Here is a 15,189-nt window from a genome sequence, read left to right as displayed (position 1 = left end):
GAAACAGAAAAACAAAGCACTATGTATTTTCAGCACATTTATGATAAGAGCCTGGCACAGGGCAGTTATTTTATTGGTTGTCAAAAGGCAGGCGTCGCTGCCGTTATCGATGCTAAAAGAGATGTGGATACTTACCTGCAAATCGCACAGGAGCAGAAAATGAAAATTACCCATATTCTGGAAACCCATATCCATGCCGACTTCCTGGCAGGTTCTCGCGAACTGGCAGCCCTTACCGGCGCCGCTATGTATCTCTCCGATGAAGGCGGCCCGGACTGGCAATATGAATTTAACCATGTGGGACTGAAAGATGGCAGTATCATCAAACTGGGCAACCTGGAATTTGAAGTGTTGCACACTCCTGGTCATACCCCGGAAAGCATCAGCTTTTTATTAAGGGACAAGCCAGCCAGTGATGAGCCTGTGATGCTGTTTACCGGCGACTTTGTGTTCGTTGGAGATATCGGCCGGCCGGACCTTTTGGAAAAGGCTGCCGGTCTGAAAGGTACACAGGAAGCAGGCGCCCATCATATGTATACTTCGCTTAAAAAATTCAGTGCCTTGCCACCGCATGTACAGGTATGGCCGGGACATGGCGCAGGATCTGCTTGCGGAAAAGCTCTCGGTGCGGTACCATCTACCACTACCGGTTATGAAATGTTGAGGAACTGGGCATTCCGCTTCCAGCAGGATGAAGCCGGTTTTGTACAATACTTGTTGGCTGATCAGCCGGAACCGCCAAAGTATTTTGCGATGATGAAAAGGCTGAATAAGGTGAACAGGCCGCTGCTTACCGAAGTGCCTGCTGTTAAAAAGTTGACCATAGAGGAGTTGAAGGCCGCGCAGGCAAAAGGATACAAGCTCATCGATACCCGTGATAAGGCGGCTTTTGCGAAAGGGTACATTCCCGGCAGCATTAATATACAGGGTAACAATTCCTTCAATACCTGGGCCGGTTGGTTCCTTGACTACGACACGCCTTTTATCCTGGTAGCAGATCCCGCTCACCTGGATGACCTCACGCGGAAACTCATGCGCATAGGACTGGATAACATCTACGGATATATCCCGTCCGTGGAAGCCTGGACGGCAGCCGGCGGTCAGCTGGACCAGGAGCCGGTGATCTCCCTGGAGGAGTTTAAGGATCTTTATTACAACAATGGCATACAGGTGGTAGACCTGCGTGGCGCTACGGAATACCAGGCCGGCCATATAAAGGGAGCAGACCATGTATTTGTAGGCTACCTTCCTCAAAATATCGACAGGATCAGCAGGGATAAAAAGGTGGTTATTCACTGCCAGGGAGGCGATAGGGCCGCAATAGGTTATTCGTTGCTTGCTCAAAAGGATATAAAAACGTATTAAATTTCTCAGCAGGCATGAATAAATGGATACAGGAAGGAAATCCGGTAGTGAACTCGCAATAGGTAGCAGCGGGAAGATCTCCCATATCACTGAAACTAAGTGACCAAAGTCACTGTTAAACGCTGCCAGTGATAATAAGTTTGCAAACTAAAAATGTATTGAATGCTTCAGGTATTACAACAACCCTGGCCCTGGTATGTCGCAGGGGGCTGATCGGACTAATTGTGCCAGCTTTGCTGATCCTTGGCAACAAGCACTTTGGCATTTCTGCCAATCTGCGGCATGCCTGCGCAGCCTGTTTCCCGGCGGGAATAAAGTTTTTCCAGTATGACTGGAAAAAAGAGATATGGAACTTCTTTTTTGTGGGGGGCATTTTGGCCGGCGCCTTATTAACCGTGCTATTGATCCCCAACCCAAACCCGGTGGCGGTAAACCCCGCGCTGGCGCAGGAGCTGGCACGATACGGCATTACAGATCGCAGCAGTTTACTCCCTAAAGAGCTTTTCTCCGGGATAGCCTGTTTACCTTGCGCGGGCTGATCATGTTGGTGGGGGCGGTTTCCTCGTTGGTTTCGGCACCCGCTATGCCGGAGGCTGTACTTCGGGCCATGCCATCATGGGATTGAGCGATTTGCAATGGCCTTCCCTGGTGGCTACCGTCATGTTTATGGTGGGCGGATTCATCATGGCCAACCTGTTACTGCCTTTTATTCTTCATTTGTAATTTTCCTTTAACTCGTAGATAATTATGGAAACAGCCACACCATTTGTAAAAACGCAACCGGCAAATACTGATTTTGAAGTCCGTTCTCTTGATACGATCTGCATCAACGAATCGCAAAGGCAACATCCATGGTGGTATAATTTCAAGTACCGGCTGTCGGGCTGCTTTTTGGCGTCGTATTCATAAAAGCGGAGATCATCAGCTGGTACCGCATACAGGAAATGTTCCGGCTGCAAAGTTTTCACATGTATGGCGTGATCGGTACGGCCGTGGTGGTAGGCATCATCTCGGTATGGCTGATCAAGAAATTCAACATCAGGACCATTCATGGCGAAAAGATCGCGTTTCATCCCAAGAAGTTTAATAAAGGGCAGATCTATGGCGGACTGATCTTCGGTCTTGGCTGGGCGCTCACGGGTGCTTGTCCAGGCCCGCTGTTTGCACAAATCGGTACTGGCGCGCTGGTAGTAGCAGTTGTATTACTGAGCGCCATCGCAGGCACTTGGACGTATGGGTATTTCAGGGAAAAGCTGCCTCATTGATGGGACGCTATGACTTCGACCGTTTTCCGCTACTGATCCAGTTCCATCAGCATCTTTTTCGCCCCGGCATGCCCCGGGGCTAACGCTAACGTCTTAAGGCACGTCATCCGGGCCTCTTCCACCTTTCCACTACTTTTTAACGCCCCCGCATAACTGTCATACACGTTAGCACTGCCGGGAAACAACAGGGTATTCAGGCGCAGTACTTCCATACCCTCCACGGCATACCCGTTGTAGAACATTTGGAGCCCGAGTATGTTCATCTCTCTTTCATTCAAATAATAGTGCGCAGTATCGGTCTTGTGTGTGTTGAATTGCGCCAGTGCCGCATCAGGATTTTTAGTGATCATTGTACGTGCAAACAGTGTAGCCAGCGACTTTTTACTTTGAGCAGGCTCCCTGCCATTTAATAGTCGCAACAGGTTAACGCCAACTTCGTGTGTGCCACGGTGGGTCACATTATTAAGCATGATCACCGTTTGGTCTTTAGTGATATTGCGCAGCATGATGGTCACGGCGCCGGCCATCCCGCCAGCATGAAACACCACTTTACCCTGACTGCTATCTTTTAATATGCACCAGCCCAGGCCGTAATAGCATTCATTATTTGCCCAGCCGGTTTGTGCCAGCTGACCATTATTGAGGCGTGCGGGTTGGAAGGCTTCCTGCAGGGTGGCTTGTTTCAGCAGTTTATGACTGTAAAGAGCACGGTCGTACAACAATAGGTCGCCGGTCGTGCTGATGATGTTGCTATGTCCCATCAGTCCCATCAAGTTATGGTATTCTACACGGTTTTGTGGCAGGGAGTCTGCTTTTTGCCATATCCATGGTGCATAATTCAGGTAATCATACACTTTAGCGCGGTGTGCATCGTTCACGGCGATCAGCGGCGTGTTTACATAACTGTGCATCATTCCGGCAGGTCTAAAAATGTTTTTGGCCAGATAGTTTTGAAACGGCATCCCGCTTACTTTTTCTACGATTAACGCCAGAAGCCCGAAACCGCTATTAGAATACTTCCATTTTTCCCCGGGAGCAAACACAATGCTGTTTTCCGCCGTGTTGATAACCGGCACCAGGTCAGCAATCGTAAACACCCCGGAGGTATCGGCCATGTAGGGTGCTTCGAACATCTGCAGGTCGTTTAGCCCCGAGGTATGACTTAACAGTTGCCGGATGGTGATGCCTTCATATTTAAATGCGGGAAGGTATTTTTTTGCAGGTTCATCCAACTGTAATTTGCCTTTCTCTTTAAGTTGAAGAATGGCGATAGCGGTAAATGTTTTGGACAGGGAAGCCAGCTGGAAGGATGTTTGCGCATCTGGAACAATGCCCCTGGCGCGGTCGGCGTAGCCTAACGAACGGGTATACACTGTCTTTCCCTTTTCGGCGATCAGCACGTTACCGGCTATTTCATGTTGCTTGTAAAGGGCTTGCAGGGTGCTGTCTATGCGGGTTTCTGGAAGCTGTGCAAGAAGCGGAGTGCTGAATACACAAGCGGTTAAAATGGATGCAAATAGTTTCATCTGACGTGGCGTTTTGACGTGATGAAACAAAGGTACGAAAAAATTCCTAGATTTATGTTTTGATAAGTTGACCGTGCATTGCCATTAACTCGAATAGGGCAGCGGCGGCATAACGACACTACGTGAGATATTAAGGAACGACGAGGCTTACCGTATCGACTTTCAGCCGCTGCTTCAACCAATCCTGCAGCCGGCGCCTGTCTGCCACAGATGGTCGCCTTCTGAAATCGGCCACGACCATTGTAATACTGTCGATGCGAATGCTGTCGATTGTACGTACCTGAACCGGGGCGATCGAATAGGAGGCCATTTCGGGGAATAATGCCTTTAATTCAAGACGCAAATCCGGTAACTGGCGTACCGTATCACTGTCAGCCATGTTAGCAAGGGAATCCCTGCTGAACACATCTTCCGGATGCTGGCCTTAATTTGCATCAGGTCCACTTCCTGTTTGGCATTTAATCCCTGCCGGACGATGAGTTGCGAATGGCCCAGGTTATAATTTGGCATTTCGTTCCGGATAGAGTCGATTACATGGTTGGGGATTTCGTGCCCGATTAAAAGCAATTCAATATTGCCCTCACGGCCGTTAAACAGGAAGTTTTTACTTACCACCTGCGTATTGCGGAACTGGAATTGTTCTTTCACGAACCGCTGCGCGTTGTTAACAAAAATGCTTTTGTTGACGATCCTGTATGCCATGTAGATGCTGGGTAACAGTGTAATCGTAATGATTATGAATATGTATCGTGATACTTTCTTTTCATAGCCTTTATCTTCAAAGTATTTTTTCCTGAAGCGCAGAAACCTGACCATCAGGATGGTGCTGAAACAGATAAACACGCTGTTAATAAAATACAGGTAGAAGGCGCCTAACAGGTAATAGATATTGCCGGAAGCGATTCCATAACCCGCTGTGCATAATGGCGGCATAAGAGCGGTCGCAATGGCCACACCGGGGATGACGTTATTTTTCTCCTTCCTTGTAGCCGCTACAATGCCGGCAAGTCCACCAAGAAAAGCAATGAATACGTCCCATACGGTCGGCGTTGTGCGTGCAAGCAATTCGCTTTGCGCCTCATGGAGGGGCGTGACCATGAAGTACAGGGTAGAAGTAGCTACGCTGGTAATCGTGGCGAAGAATAAGTTCCGAAAGCCCTTTTTAACCAGTGCGAAATCATTGATGCCAATCCCGAGCCCAACGCCCATGATAGGGCCCATAAGGGGAGAAATAAGCATCGCGCCGATAATAACGGCGGTTGAATTCACATTTAGTCCGATGGAAGCGATAAAAATCGCGAATATCAGCGTCCACAGGTTGGCGCCCTTAAATTCGGTGTTCCATGTGATGTCCTTTATGATTGATTGTTCATCTGCTTTGTCTAGGTGCAGGTTGAAACGGCGGCTCACAATAAAGCGAAGCATGCGCCACACGCGGTTTTGTTGCTTTTCTTTCATAACATTAAGATAACACCGTGGCGGTACGTCCGGTTCGTAGTACCGGGATGCCTGCAGTGCCGGCTACGATAGAAGCAAGCAGGATGCCATATTTGGCTTCGTCTATCAGCGCCGGTGAGTGGAAGGCAAGGCCGGTTACGAATAACGACATCGTAAAGCCCACACCCGCCAGCAATGCCACGCCAACGATGTGTCGCCAGTTGCCCCCAAGGGGCATGGTGGCTATTCCGCTCCTGATCATCAACCAGGTGAATAAAAGTACCCCTATGAATTTTCCTGCCACCAGGCCTACGAATATGCCAGCGCTGACAGGGTTCAATATTTCGGAGAAAAAGCCTGCATCTATTTGCATGCCGGCATTGGCAAGTGCAAATAGCGGCATGATCAGAAACGCTACCCAGGGGTGTAGCGAGTGCTCGATTTTTTGCAGTGGTGTCTCAGCGTCCAGACTCAATTGTTTGATACGCTCTATATGATGCAGTTGCTCCGGGCTAATCAGCGCACCAAAGTGTGGTATGGCCTGCTCAAAATGGCCGATGTTGGATTTTACCGAAGTAGCGTATTCTTCTTCATTGATCTTTGTCCGGGCAGGTATTGTGAAAGCAACCAGCACTCCGGCGATGGTAGCATGCACCCCTGAGAACAGGAAGCACACCCATACGGCGATGCCCAGTAACAGGTAGAATAATACATGCCGGATACCTGAGAGGTTTCCTGCAAGTAATACCAGTAGTAGCAACGCGCCGATCATCAATGGAGCTACTGCAATATGCGAGGTGTAAAAGAAGGCAATTACGAGTACAGCACCCAGGTCGTCGGCAACCGCCAGTGCGGCCAAAAAACCTTGATGGATGCGGGAATATGACGCCCTGCCAGGGAAAGCAACGCGAGCGCAAAAGCAATGTCTGTCGCCATAGGTATGCCCCAGCCCGTGGCAGACATCCTGCCGGCATTAAACAGCAAGTAAATTCCTGCCGGCACCAGCATCCCCCAAGCGCAGCTACCATTGGCAGCATCGCTTTCCTTGGGCTGGATAGCTCACCGGCCATGAATTCGCGTTTTAATTCCAGGCCGATTACAAAGAAGAACAGCGCCATGAGTCCGTCGTTGATCCAAACATGCAGCGGTTCGTGCAGGCCGTTGCCTCCAAAGTCGACGCTAACGGTCGTTTCCCAGAAATGATGGGAATAAATTGCCCAGGGCGAATTTGCGATAATTATCGCTACGATCACACTCACGAACAATACGATGCCGCCGGTAAACTCCCGGTGAATAAATTTATTAACCGGCCGTAATAATTTCTCTATTGGTGTTAAAGCCATGGGTAGTGCTTACGTGATTGCACGGGAATATAGACAAATAATGAGTACGCGCGTCAATTATCGCTTAGTCCGCCTTTCTCTTTTTTTGTTCCGGCGCTCGATTTCCGCCGTTAATAACTTGATCATCGCTTTTCCGGCGTCATAATCTTTGCCTGTAATTCCTTCTTTGAGTAAGTGCATTACTCGTTCGGTATGATTAGCCAACATGTCGACCAATGTCACAAATGGTAACTTTTTTAAATCCTCCACAACTAACAATTAACGAGTTCACTTTTGCGTTCGGGCAGGGCGAAAAATGCCATCGCCTCTAAGATGCCTTCCGCCCCTTCTTTTTCTGCATGATAGACCTGCGACGTTTGTGAGGTAGCGGCCACCAGTCCGGTTTCGCTGTTCCCCACGACCACGCCCTTAAATCCGCAGGCATACATGGCAAGATCGTTCAGCGTATCGCCGGCAACGAGTACACTGGCCGGATCCGCGCCCAGCAGGTCTACGAGGCGGGATAGGGAGGTACCCTTATTCACGCCGGCGGGCAATACATCCGGTATTTTCCTGCCGAATATAATACGTCGCAGGAGAGCCCCGCCAGCTGTTCTTCAATCACAGGGACCAGGTTTTCATCTTTAAGGAAAAAGGAGCAACGGCGTTCCTGGGGCACATCCTGGTAAACCAGTCCGGGTACGCCGCGCAATTGATTTCGCACCACATCCGCGCCGGGCCATACTGCGGAGATTAATGCCTGTAGCGGCAGTACGGGTTGCAGGCTCCAGCCATTCACAATGGTGGCGCCTACGTCACAAATTACATAAGAGGGTGTAGGGATGGCAAGGTCTTGCAACAGTGCTTTTACAGAGGCCAGGCTGCGTCCGGTAACGAACACCAGCTGAATGTCGGCTCGCTTGCGAAGCATTGCATACAGCCGCTGCCGTTGTTCTCCGGCTCCTGCCAGAAAAGTACCATCCAAATCGGTTGCTAATAGCATCATGAGTTACTGTTGAGGCCCATAAGGGCTGAGTTTAAAATAATCGGGTGCAGGAAGTTGTCTTATCTAACGGCCAGCACCATCGTTTTGGAATGTGGCGGTAACATATCGGATAAGTGGCGGTTCGACCATCCCATAATACTTGTTTCGGTCCCGGGGTCTACCAATACCATATCCGCTTCCACACTGCGGCTGTAATCAAGCAGGGCCTTCGCCTTATTAGGGCCGTGGAGCACTACATAATTAACTTTACCGCCGGCTTGCCCCTTCAGGATTTTGAAAATAGCCAGCAGTGACTGCCGTGGAAAAGGCCTGTCTGTATCGTGGTCCGCAAAGATGACAAGTTGAATCTGCAGCTGGCATGCCTGCCGGAGGGCCCCTATCAATGCCAGTTTATTCGTCGGAAAGCGGTTGCTTACCGGCATTACCACCGTTTGTAAGGTATTGTTGCGCGCACCAGGCTTCGCTGTTAATACCGGCACACCCGCCGCCTGTGCGATGTGGCTGGGGACCACCGTGTTCAATTGCGGCAATGCGGTGTGCTGGGACTGTTTTCCCAACACAACCAGGTCGGCCTTCAGGTCTATTGCTTTTCGAATGATAACATCTTCTACCGGTCGCCCGTGGAGAACCTCCACCTGCACCTGCACGTTCTCCGCCTGCTTTTCAATAAGATGTTTAAGTTCAATCAGTTTCAGCTCGGCACGACGGATGGAAGTGTTTATTTGTTTCCATGATATGCCTTTGAAAAACTGCCTGATTCTCCCTAAAAAGTGCCCCGCACCAATACGGTGAATATGCAGCAGGTGGATCGTACAGCCTTCCGGAGGCGCCAGCGCTAACGCGCGGGCTACCGCAGTTTCGGTGTTGACCGAAAAGTCCACGGGTACCAGTATGTTGCGAAATGATACAGCCATCCGCAAATGTCCGTGAACCGTCTTAGAGCGGCATTAAGGCCACATTAGAATAACATTAGAATCTCATTTGTCCGCAAAAGCCGGCATTAATCGTACATTGCAGCGGCGTTACGTTAATATTGATACTATGGACACAAATCGCATTCTTTTGGTAGAAGATGAGGCGCGCATTGCGGACATGTTGAGTTTCGGGCTGCGGGAAAACGGTTACGAGGTGGGCGTGGCATACGACGGTAAGCTGGGCTACAGGTTGTACGATGGCGGTGGGTTCGACCTGCTGATACTGGATATTAACCTTCCTGGCATGAATGGCTATGATTTCTGCAAACGCGTACGCAGCGCGGACGAAAAAACGCCCATTATCATGCTAACGGCGCTCAATAGCCTGGACGATAAAATAGAAGGATACGATGCGGGGGCGGACGACTATCTGCCTAAGCCGTTTGAGTTTCGCGAGCTGTTGATGAAGATACGGGCATTGCTTCGGCGTAGCGGCGGCACCAGTAACGCTTCGGGTAATCTGTTGCGCGCGGGCGACCTGGTGATGAACCTGGATACCCGGGAGGTGAAGCGCGACGGCCGGGATATTTACCTCACGGCGAAAGAACTGCAATTGCTCGAATATCTGCTGCGTAATAAAAATCGTGTGGTATCAAGAGCCGACATTGCAGTCAATGTATGGAGTATCAACTTTGATACAAGCACCAATATTATTGATGTTTATATCAATTATCTGCGTAATAAAGTAGATAAGCCTTTCCAGGAGAAAATGATTCATACCCAGGTAGGCCTGGGATATGTGTTGAAGGACTAACCACTACTTGTATCGTCATGCCTATTCGTTTACGTATCACCGCCTTTATTACCGGGTTATTTGCCCTGCTGTTGGGCATCGTTTGTCTTTCGATTTATTATTTCTCCTCCCTGGCCCGGCTGGAGGCTGTAAAAACGCGGCTGGTCAATCGTTCCATCACTACCGACCGGATGCTGACCCACGACGCCACCATTGACAAAGTTTTAATGCACCGGATCGACTCGCTTACCACGATGGCGTTGAAACGGAAAGCTGTGCAGGTATATAATAAGGCCAATGTGCTGGACTACGCTTATGCAGATGCCATCGGCGACAGCATTGTCGTTACACCAGCCGTGCTGGATGCCGCCCGGCGATATGGCCGTCATTATTTTACAGATGGGGAAAGAGAAGCCATCGCCTACTCGGATCTCTCGCAGTCCAATGGCATTGTACTGGTATCGGTAGGAGGGGATGAAGATGGGCGCCAGCAACTGGAAAAGTTGATGTCGATACTTGTTTTCAGCTATATCGGCGGCGTAATGCTGGCTTTTGCCGGCGGATACTACTTTTCAGCCGGATTGTTGAAGCCCGTGAAGCGTATCGCCAATGAAGTAAAAGAAATATCCGCTCATAATCTGGATCGTCGTATCCCTGCAGGGGAGGCGAAAGACGAGTGGCGCCTGTTGGCAACAACGCTCAACGAGTTACTGGACCGCCTGAAGGACAGCTTCGAACTGCAACGGCGGTTTATCGCCAACGCCTCACATGAATTGTCTACGCCACTTACACTTATTTCGAGCCAGCTGGAAATATATTTGCAGCGCGACCGTACAGAGGCGGCCTATCGCGAAGCTATGGCACAAATTCTCAAAGATGTACAGCATATGAATTCGCTGGTGCAAACGTTGTTGCAGTTTGCTACCGCTTCGGGTAATCCGGGTGGATTGCAAATTGGTCCGGTACGGATTGATGAAGTGCTGATGCAGCTACCTGGCGAAGTGCCGGCAAGGGATCCACAGCACAGCGTATCGCTGGATTTTGGCACCTTGCCGGAAGATGAAGCGCAGCTGCTGGTACTCGGAAATGAAACATTATTATTAACAGCGATCATCAATCTGGTATCTAATGCCTGCAAGTATTCTCCCGATCACCATGCCGTGGTATCACTGCACGTTACAGGCGCGCAGTTTGTTATCCAGGTAAAGGATCGCGGTATTGGTATCGACGCCGCAGAAATTGAACGCATTTTTCAACCCTTTTACCGGATCGAGCAGGAAACCGGCGCCAAAGGTTTCGGCCTGGGGTTAGCGCTGGCTACGCGTATCATTAAATTACACAAAGGTGATATTACTGTCGATTCCATCCCGGGCGCCGGCACTACGTTCACGGTTACGCTGCCGGCAAACGATATCCTGTAAAGGGTCTTCTGTCAACTTCTTCTAATTGCTTAATGTCTATCTTCAATAGCGAGATAGAACAGTATAACATCTGCCTCATCAGTGCTTTTTGTCTTGAAATGAAGCTTCTTCAGCAATCTTGTTGAAGCGTGGTTTTCAGGATGAGTATACGCTGCTATTTCACGTAAGCCGATGTGTTGCGCCCCGAAGTCAATTACTTTCGAAGCCGCTTCCTGCATTATCCCTTGCCGGTGAAAGTCAGGCAATAATTCATATCCGATTTCTCCTTTTGCATTGTCGCCAGAGAAGTTGAATAAACAAATCGTGCCGATGAGTGTGTTCACATTGGTCAGCGTTATTGCCCAATAAATAGAATTTTTTCTTTGGATATTCTCTGTAACAAGCTGAATGAAAGATTGTGCATCTTCAATCGATTTGCTGCTATTTCTATCAAGGTATTGATTTACGTCCGGGTTGGAGCGTAATGCCAGTACTTCATGAGCATCATTGCACTGCAGTTGTCGCAGGGTAAGTCTTCCTGTTTGTAAAATGGGGAAGGGGGTAAAATTTCTGCCTGGCATGTTAAGAGATTTGTAGTGCTAAATATACCTGATGCCCGGACACCTTTAGGAAAAAAAAATATTTGCGCAGTCAAATAACTGCATATATTTGCAGTCAAATGGCTGCATTATGAAGACCAGGCGTGATATTTACCAGGCAATAGCGGATCCTACCAGGCGGGCGATCCTAAGTCTGTTGGCTGCCGGGGCATTAACACCCGGAGCCATCGCCAATCATTTCAACTCTTCGCGGCAAACGATTTCAAAGCACATTCAAATTCTGACGGAATGTGAATTAGTGACGCAGGAGCCCGGTAGGCGGGAAATATACTATCACCTGAACCCGGATAAGCTGGACGAGATAGAGCATTGGTTGGAGCAGTTCAAACGGTCTATGGAAAGCAACTTCGATAACCTGGAGAACTATTTAAGGGAAATGCCAAGAAGGGGAGGTGTCATTTGAAATTAAACATGTTTTCAAAGCTGATCTGCCAACGGTATTCAACATGTGGGTCCGTCCTGACAGGCTTTCAAAGTGGTTGGGACCGGATGGTGCACGCATGACCTTTGTATCAGCCGATGTAAGAGAAGGAGGGAGTGCACGATGGGAGATGAGCACGAACGACGGATTAAAAAAGTACGGGCAGCTTAGTTACAAAATCATCAACCCTGCATCACACTTAATATATATTCAGCATTTCTGCGATAAAAAAGGTCGTTTTGTCAAAGCTCCTTTCTCGGCCACTTACCCCGACTATCTTTTAACAACCGTACACTTCGGGAAAGAAGCGGAAGGCCGGACCGGAGTAACGGTGAAGTGGGAAATTTTTGGAGAGGCGTCTGAAACTGAAAGGAGCACCTTCCTGGAAATGAAAGCAGTTATGCGTAGCGGATGGACGGCTTCATTTAAAAAACTTGAAAAACTTCTTAAATAGATCGTTAAGTATGCAAAGTGAAAAAAGCCGGGAAATGCGCATAACAAGAACGTTAAATGCGCCCGTTGAATTAGTGTGGGAGGCTTGCACGAAGCCTGAACACCTGGCGAAGTGGTGGGGGCCTGTGGGCTACAGGAACACGGTGCACCAGATGGATTTTCGGGAAGGGGGCTTTGGGAAATGACGATGCATGACCCCGATGGAACCGAATACGCTTATAAAAGTGTGTTCAGAGAGATTATTTTTTGCAGGAAGATTGTCTACGAGCATTTTGTTCCGGGATTCATCGCAACTATTCTTTTCGAATCACTTGGCAATAAGACTGTCATCGACTGGAGTATGATGATTGAGACGGCGGAGCTAAAAGATTTTCTGATCAGAGAACACAAAGCAGATATCGGGCAACAACAAAACATGGATCGCCTGGTGTCTTATGTCAATGGTATGAAAAATTAATAATAGTAATAATAATCACTAAAATGAGGAAAGTTATTTCATTTGCGCATGTATCCCTCGATGGGTTTATGGCGGGCCTGAACGGAGAAATGGACTGGATAAAAGTGGATCAGGAAATATTTGACCACGTTGGAAAACGGATAGGGAAAGGCGATACTGCTTTGTACGGACGTGTAACGTATCAGATGATGGAAAGTTACTGGCCAACGGCAGCGGACAAGCCCAATGCGAGCAGGCACGATATTGAACATTCGGCATGGTATAAAAACGTTCGAAAGATCGTGCTGTCTAACACATTGCCTAAAGCCGGTTTAATCAACACAGAAGTGATCAGCGACAACATTACAGACCGCATAAATGAAATCAGGCAACAAGAAGGGGAAGATATCCTGGTTTTCGGCAGCCCGGGAGCAACACACTCCCTGATGCAACGGAACTTGATTGACGGATACTGGCTATTTGTTAATCCGATCTTACTGGGACAAGGTATTCCGCTGTTTAAGCATGTTGCAGATAAGGTTAAGCTTAAATTGTTGACTACACGACCATTTACTTCGGGCGTAACAGAATTGAATTATATCGTGGTATAACTACTTACACTTCACGATACAGAATGTCATCGCTCATATACCACGCTACGCAATCAAATAGGGCATCGAACCGCGGATCAGTCACCAGTTGTTCAAACACATCTTTGACGCTGTCTGTTTTCGACCTGCAACTCGACTTTATGCGTGAAGCCTCCCCATCTTTATTATCGATTTACAGCACCCGGCGCGATAATTTTCTGGAAATAGTATCATAACATTCTATTCGGTACGTAATAAAATTATTTATAGCTGTCCCCGCAAATTAAGGACTGTATTAGCTTTGCAAGCACAACAATAAATGATGTCGTTTAGACATTCAATTTATAAAATCAGAAAAAAAAAATCGTCTATCTTTTGTTTTTGATAATTACTTTTTGTATTTTTATATTAATTAATGAATGGTATTAGTGTAACCCACCACGTTACTGTCGAAAGGTTTGTTAAAGTTGAAGACACATAGGAAACCAAAGTTTGTACTTTCTTAATAAAAGCTCATCAGTTTTTTTGCATTGATCATCGTTGAAAATCGAAAGTGAAAAACCGTCCACTTTTTATTTTTTATTGTGTTTGTAATGTGATCCATGATCAGTGCCGTTCGTAAATGCATTTCAGCCTAAACCCTCAAGCAACAAGGATCTTAGCAATGATCCGCTGTTAATTCAAGACGTGCACCAGATGGTACTGATCATCGGTGTCTGACTTTTTTACCCTCCTTATAATGTGTGATAAGAAGCTGGCAACGGCTTCAGGGGATGTTGTGCTGTTTACTTTCTAACGTACGCCTTACAATGGTGTTTTAGAATCCGCGTGAAAACGCGGTAGTGGAATCGTTTGCCCGGTAACGTTAGTATGTACAGCATTCCAGCTTGTTTTCTGAAGAAACAATGACGCTGCATTTCATCAAGAAAGCGGTGGTGACCATATATTTTTTTATTAATCCAATCTTGTCCTGTGATGATGATCGTTAAATTTACCAACCGGAGACTTTTTGTCTTCCTCATCGCGCTGCTTTCTATATGGAGCAGCAAACTGAAAGCCCAATTTACCATTACGGAAAGTTTTAAGGGCAGTGCTCCGCAAAGTGCCATCGTATTTGGCGACGCGGCCTTCCTCACTTCTTCCAATGGAACAGATCCGGTAAACCAGGGATGGTTGCGACTTACCGGTTCAAGTGGCTCGTCTAAAGGATACGCATATGTGAACAAATCGTTTCCCTCTTCACTGGGTACGCTTATAGAATTTGACTATAAGTCGTGGCGCAGCACGTCGGATGGACTGGGAGGTGCTGATGGTTTCACCGTCTTCCTGTTTGATGCTAATGTATCCTCTTTCTCACTGGGTGCATACGGTGGCTCGCTGGGGTATGCGTCCAATACGGGTACCAATGGTTTGTCTGGCGGTTACCTGGGTATTGCGATTGATGAATTTGGAAATTTCGCCACTGCGCAGGAGGGAAGGGGTACCGGTATTAACGCCCTTGACCCCAGTATCAACCAGGGGCCTTATCCCGGTAGTTATCCCTACATACGCCCCAACTCCATTTCTGTAAGGGGGCTACAAAATCCGATCGCGCCGCGTCTAATCCTTACATCACAGGGGTAACGCTGGCTGGAAATACGG

General features: G+C 48.1%; 17 protein-coding genes and 3 pseudogenes. 12 read left to right on the top strand and 8 right to left on the bottom strand.

Annotated features, from left to right (window positions below):
• The first annotated feature begins 21 nt into the window (after positions 1-21).
• From MKQ70_RS13660 to MKQ70_RS13650, 4 genes and pseudogenes are all read left to right on the top strand, one after another.
• Positions 22-1,365, top strand: coding sequence for an MBL fold metallo-hydrolase (locus MKQ70_RS13660; RefSeq protein WP_248071989.1), 1,344 nt, complete (start codon positions 22-24; stop codon positions 1,363-1,365).
• A gap of 128 nt (positions 1,366-1,493) precedes the next feature.
• The gene (locus MKQ70_RS41220; RefSeq protein ID WP_308199019.1) at positions 1,494-1,904 is read left to right on the top strand and encodes a YeeE/YedE family protein; all 411 of its coding nucleotides are present in this window, start codon (positions 1,494-1,496) and stop codon (positions 1,902-1,904) included.
• A 22-nt stretch (positions 1,905-1,926) separates the two neighbouring features.
• Positions 1,927-2,088, top strand: a pseudogene (locus MKQ70_RS41215) (YeeE/YedE family protein); the annotation flags it as partial.
• A 161-nt stretch (positions 2,089-2,249) separates the two neighbouring features.
• Positions 2,250-2,630 carry a DUF6691 family protein gene (locus MKQ70_RS13650; RefSeq protein WP_308199459.1) on the top strand — a complete coding sequence of 127 codons (381 nt, stop codon included), beginning with the start codon at positions 2,250-2,252 and terminating at the stop codon, positions 2,628-2,630.
• Between the two features lie 29 nt (positions 2,631-2,659).
• On the opposite strand, the gene MKQ70_RS13645 is transcribed toward MKQ70_RS13650, so the two are convergent.
• From MKQ70_RS13645 to MKQ70_RS13615, 7 genes and pseudogenes are all read right to left on the bottom strand, one after another.
• Complete coding sequence (locus tag MKQ70_RS13645; protein WP_248071985.1) at positions 2,660-4,156, bottom strand: serine hydrolase domain-containing protein; 1,497 nt, start codon at positions 4,154-4,156, stop codon at positions 2,660-2,662.
• Between the two features lie 130 nt (positions 4,157-4,286).
• Complete coding sequence (locus MKQ70_RS13640) at positions 4,287-4,466, bottom strand: DUF8492 domain-containing protein (RefSeq protein ID WP_248071983.1); 180 nt, start codon at positions 4,464-4,466, stop codon at positions 4,287-4,289.
• 17 nt (positions 4,467-4,483) lie between these two features.
• A complete protein-coding gene (locus tag MKQ70_RS13635) occupies positions 4,484-5,614 on the bottom strand; it encodes a TIGR00341 family protein (protein WP_248071981.1) in 1,131 nt (376 codons plus the stop codon).
• A gap of 4 nt (positions 5,615-5,618) precedes the next feature.
• Positions 5,619-6,936, bottom strand: a pseudogene (gene nhaA / locus MKQ70_RS13630) (Na+/H+ antiporter NhaA).
• A gap of 57 nt (positions 6,937-6,993) precedes the next feature.
• A complete protein-coding gene (locus MKQ70_RS13625) occupies positions 6,994-7,185 on the bottom strand; it encodes a hypothetical protein (RefSeq protein WP_248071979.1) in 192 nt (63 codons plus the stop codon).
• Positions 7,186-7,187: 2 nt separating this feature from the next.
• Positions 7,188-7,918: pseudogene (locus tag MKQ70_RS13620) on the bottom strand (HAD family hydrolase).
• A 62-nt stretch (positions 7,919-7,980) separates the two neighbouring features.
• A complete protein-coding gene (locus MKQ70_RS13615) occupies positions 7,981-8,835 on the bottom strand; it encodes a universal stress protein (RefSeq protein WP_248071977.1) in 855 nt (284 codons plus the stop codon).
• Between the two features lie 127 nt (positions 8,836-8,962).
• On the opposite strand from MKQ70_RS13615, the gene MKQ70_RS13610 reads away from it, so the two are divergent.
• On the top strand, positions 8,963-9,649 hold the full coding sequence (locus tag MKQ70_RS13610; protein ID WP_248071975.1) for a response regulator transcription factor: 687 nt from the start codon (positions 8,963-8,965) through the stop codon (positions 9,647-9,649).
• A gap of 17 nt (positions 9,650-9,666) precedes the next feature.
• Positions 9,667-11,049 carry a HAMP domain-containing sensor histidine kinase gene (locus tag MKQ70_RS13605; RefSeq protein WP_248071973.1) on the top strand — a complete coding sequence of 461 codons (1,383 nt, stop codon included), beginning with the start codon at positions 9,667-9,669 and terminating at the stop codon, positions 11,047-11,049.
• A 29-nt stretch (positions 11,050-11,078) separates the two neighbouring features.
• Here the strand turns inward: MKQ70_RS13605 and MKQ70_RS13600 are convergent, their stop codons facing one another.
• Entirely contained in the window at positions 11,079-11,609 is a 531-nt protein-coding gene (locus MKQ70_RS13600) for a GNAT family N-acetyltransferase (RefSeq protein ID WP_248071967.1), read from the bottom strand.
• Positions 11,610-11,718: 109 nt separating this feature from the next.
• Here MKQ70_RS13600 and MKQ70_RS13595 point away from each other — a divergent pair, with 109 nt between their 5' ends.
• The 6 genes from MKQ70_RS13595 (at position 11,719) to MKQ70_RS13570 (ending at position 15,171) form a co-directional block, all read left to right on the top strand.
• Complete coding sequence (locus MKQ70_RS13595; RefSeq protein WP_248071965.1) at positions 11,719-12,051, top strand: ArsR/SmtB family transcription factor; 333 nt, start codon at positions 11,719-11,721, stop codon at positions 12,049-12,051.
• Positions 12,041-12,523: an SRPBCC family protein gene (locus tag MKQ70_RS13590; RefSeq protein WP_248071963.1), complete on the top strand. Its 483-nt coding sequence runs from the start codon at positions 12,041-12,043 to the stop codon at positions 12,521-12,523. Before MKQ70_RS13595 ends, MKQ70_RS13590 begins: the two co-directional genes overlap by 11 nt.
• 10 nt (positions 12,524-12,533) lie before the next feature.
• Positions 12,534-12,707 (top strand): SRPBCC domain-containing protein, encoded by a 174-nt coding sequence (locus tag MKQ70_RS13585; protein ID WP_308199016.1) that lies wholly within the window; start codon positions 12,534-12,536, stop codon positions 12,705-12,707.
• On the top strand, positions 12,635-12,979 hold the full coding sequence (locus tag MKQ70_RS13580) for an SRPBCC domain-containing protein (RefSeq protein WP_308199015.1): 345 nt from the start codon (positions 12,635-12,637) through the stop codon (positions 12,977-12,979). The genes MKQ70_RS13585 and MKQ70_RS13580 overlap by 73 nt, the downstream gene beginning before the upstream one ends.
• Before the next feature lie 23 nt (positions 12,980-13,002).
• Positions 13,003-13,569 (top strand): dihydrofolate reductase family protein, encoded by a 567-nt coding sequence (locus MKQ70_RS13575; protein WP_282456464.1) that lies wholly within the window; start codon positions 13,003-13,005, stop codon positions 13,567-13,569.
• A 954-nt stretch (positions 13,570-14,523) separates the two neighbouring features.
• On the top strand, positions 14,524-15,171 hold the full coding sequence (locus tag MKQ70_RS13570; protein ID WP_248071957.1) for an L-type lectin family protein: 648 nt from the start codon (positions 14,524-14,526) through the stop codon (positions 15,169-15,171).
• Positions 15,172-15,189 lie beyond the last annotated feature (18 nt).

Origin of the sequence: Chitinophaga sedimenti, from assembly GCF_023156195.1 — a bacterium.
Classification (GTDB): domain Bacteria; phylum Bacteroidota; class Bacteroidia; order Chitinophagales; family Chitinophagaceae; genus Chitinophaga; species Chitinophaga sedimenti.
This window is presented reverse-complemented; position numbering and strand designations above follow the sequence as displayed.

What these genes read in the sequence shown, in the direction of transcription:
- MKQ70_RS13615 (WP_248071977.1), bottom strand. Translation starts at nt 8,835, where the DNA reads ATGGCTGTATCATTTCGCAACATACTGGTACCCGTGGACTTTTCGGTC.
- MKQ70_RS13605 (WP_248071973.1), top strand. Translation starts at nt 9,667, where the DNA reads ATGCCTATTCGTTTACGTATCACCGCCTTTATTACCGGGTTATTTGCC.
- MKQ70_RS13635 (WP_248071981.1), bottom strand. Translation starts at nt 5,614, where the DNA reads ATGAAAGAAAAGCAACAAAACCGCGTGTGGCGCATGCTTCGCTTTATT.
- MKQ70_RS13570 (WP_248071957.1), top strand. Translation starts at nt 14,524, where the DNA reads ATGATGATCGTTAAATTTACCAACCGGAGACTTTTTGTCTTCCTCATC.
- MKQ70_RS13575 (WP_282456464.1), top strand. Translation starts at nt 13,003, where the DNA reads ATGAGGAAAGTTATTTCATTTGCGCATGTATCCCTCGATGGGTTTATG.
- MKQ70_RS13645 (WP_248071985.1), bottom strand. Translation starts at nt 4,156, where the DNA reads ATGAAACTATTTGCATCCATTTTAACCGCTTGTGTATTCAGCACTCCG.
- MKQ70_RS13660 (WP_248071989.1), top strand. Translation starts at nt 22, where the DNA reads ATGTATTTTCAGCACATTTATGATAAGAGCCTGGCACAGGGCAGTTAT.
- MKQ70_RS13585 (WP_308199016.1), top strand. Translation starts at nt 12,534, where the DNA reads ATGCAAAGTGAAAAAAGCCGGGAAATGCGCATAACAAGAACGTTAAAT.
- MKQ70_RS13600 (WP_248071967.1), bottom strand. Translation starts at nt 11,609, where the DNA reads ATGCCAGGCAGAAATTTTACCCCCTTCCCCATTTTACAAACAGGAAGA.
- MKQ70_RS13595 (WP_248071965.1), top strand. Translation starts at nt 11,719, where the DNA reads ATGAAGACCAGGCGTGATATTTACCAGGCAATAGCGGATCCTACCAGG.
- MKQ70_RS13640 (WP_248071983.1), bottom strand. Translation starts at nt 4,466, where the DNA reads ATGGCCTCCTATTCGATCGCCCCGGTTCAGGTACGTACAATCGACAGC.
- MKQ70_RS13610 (WP_248071975.1), top strand. Translation starts at nt 8,963, where the DNA reads ATGGACACAAATCGCATTCTTTTGGTAGAAGATGAGGCGCGCATTGCG.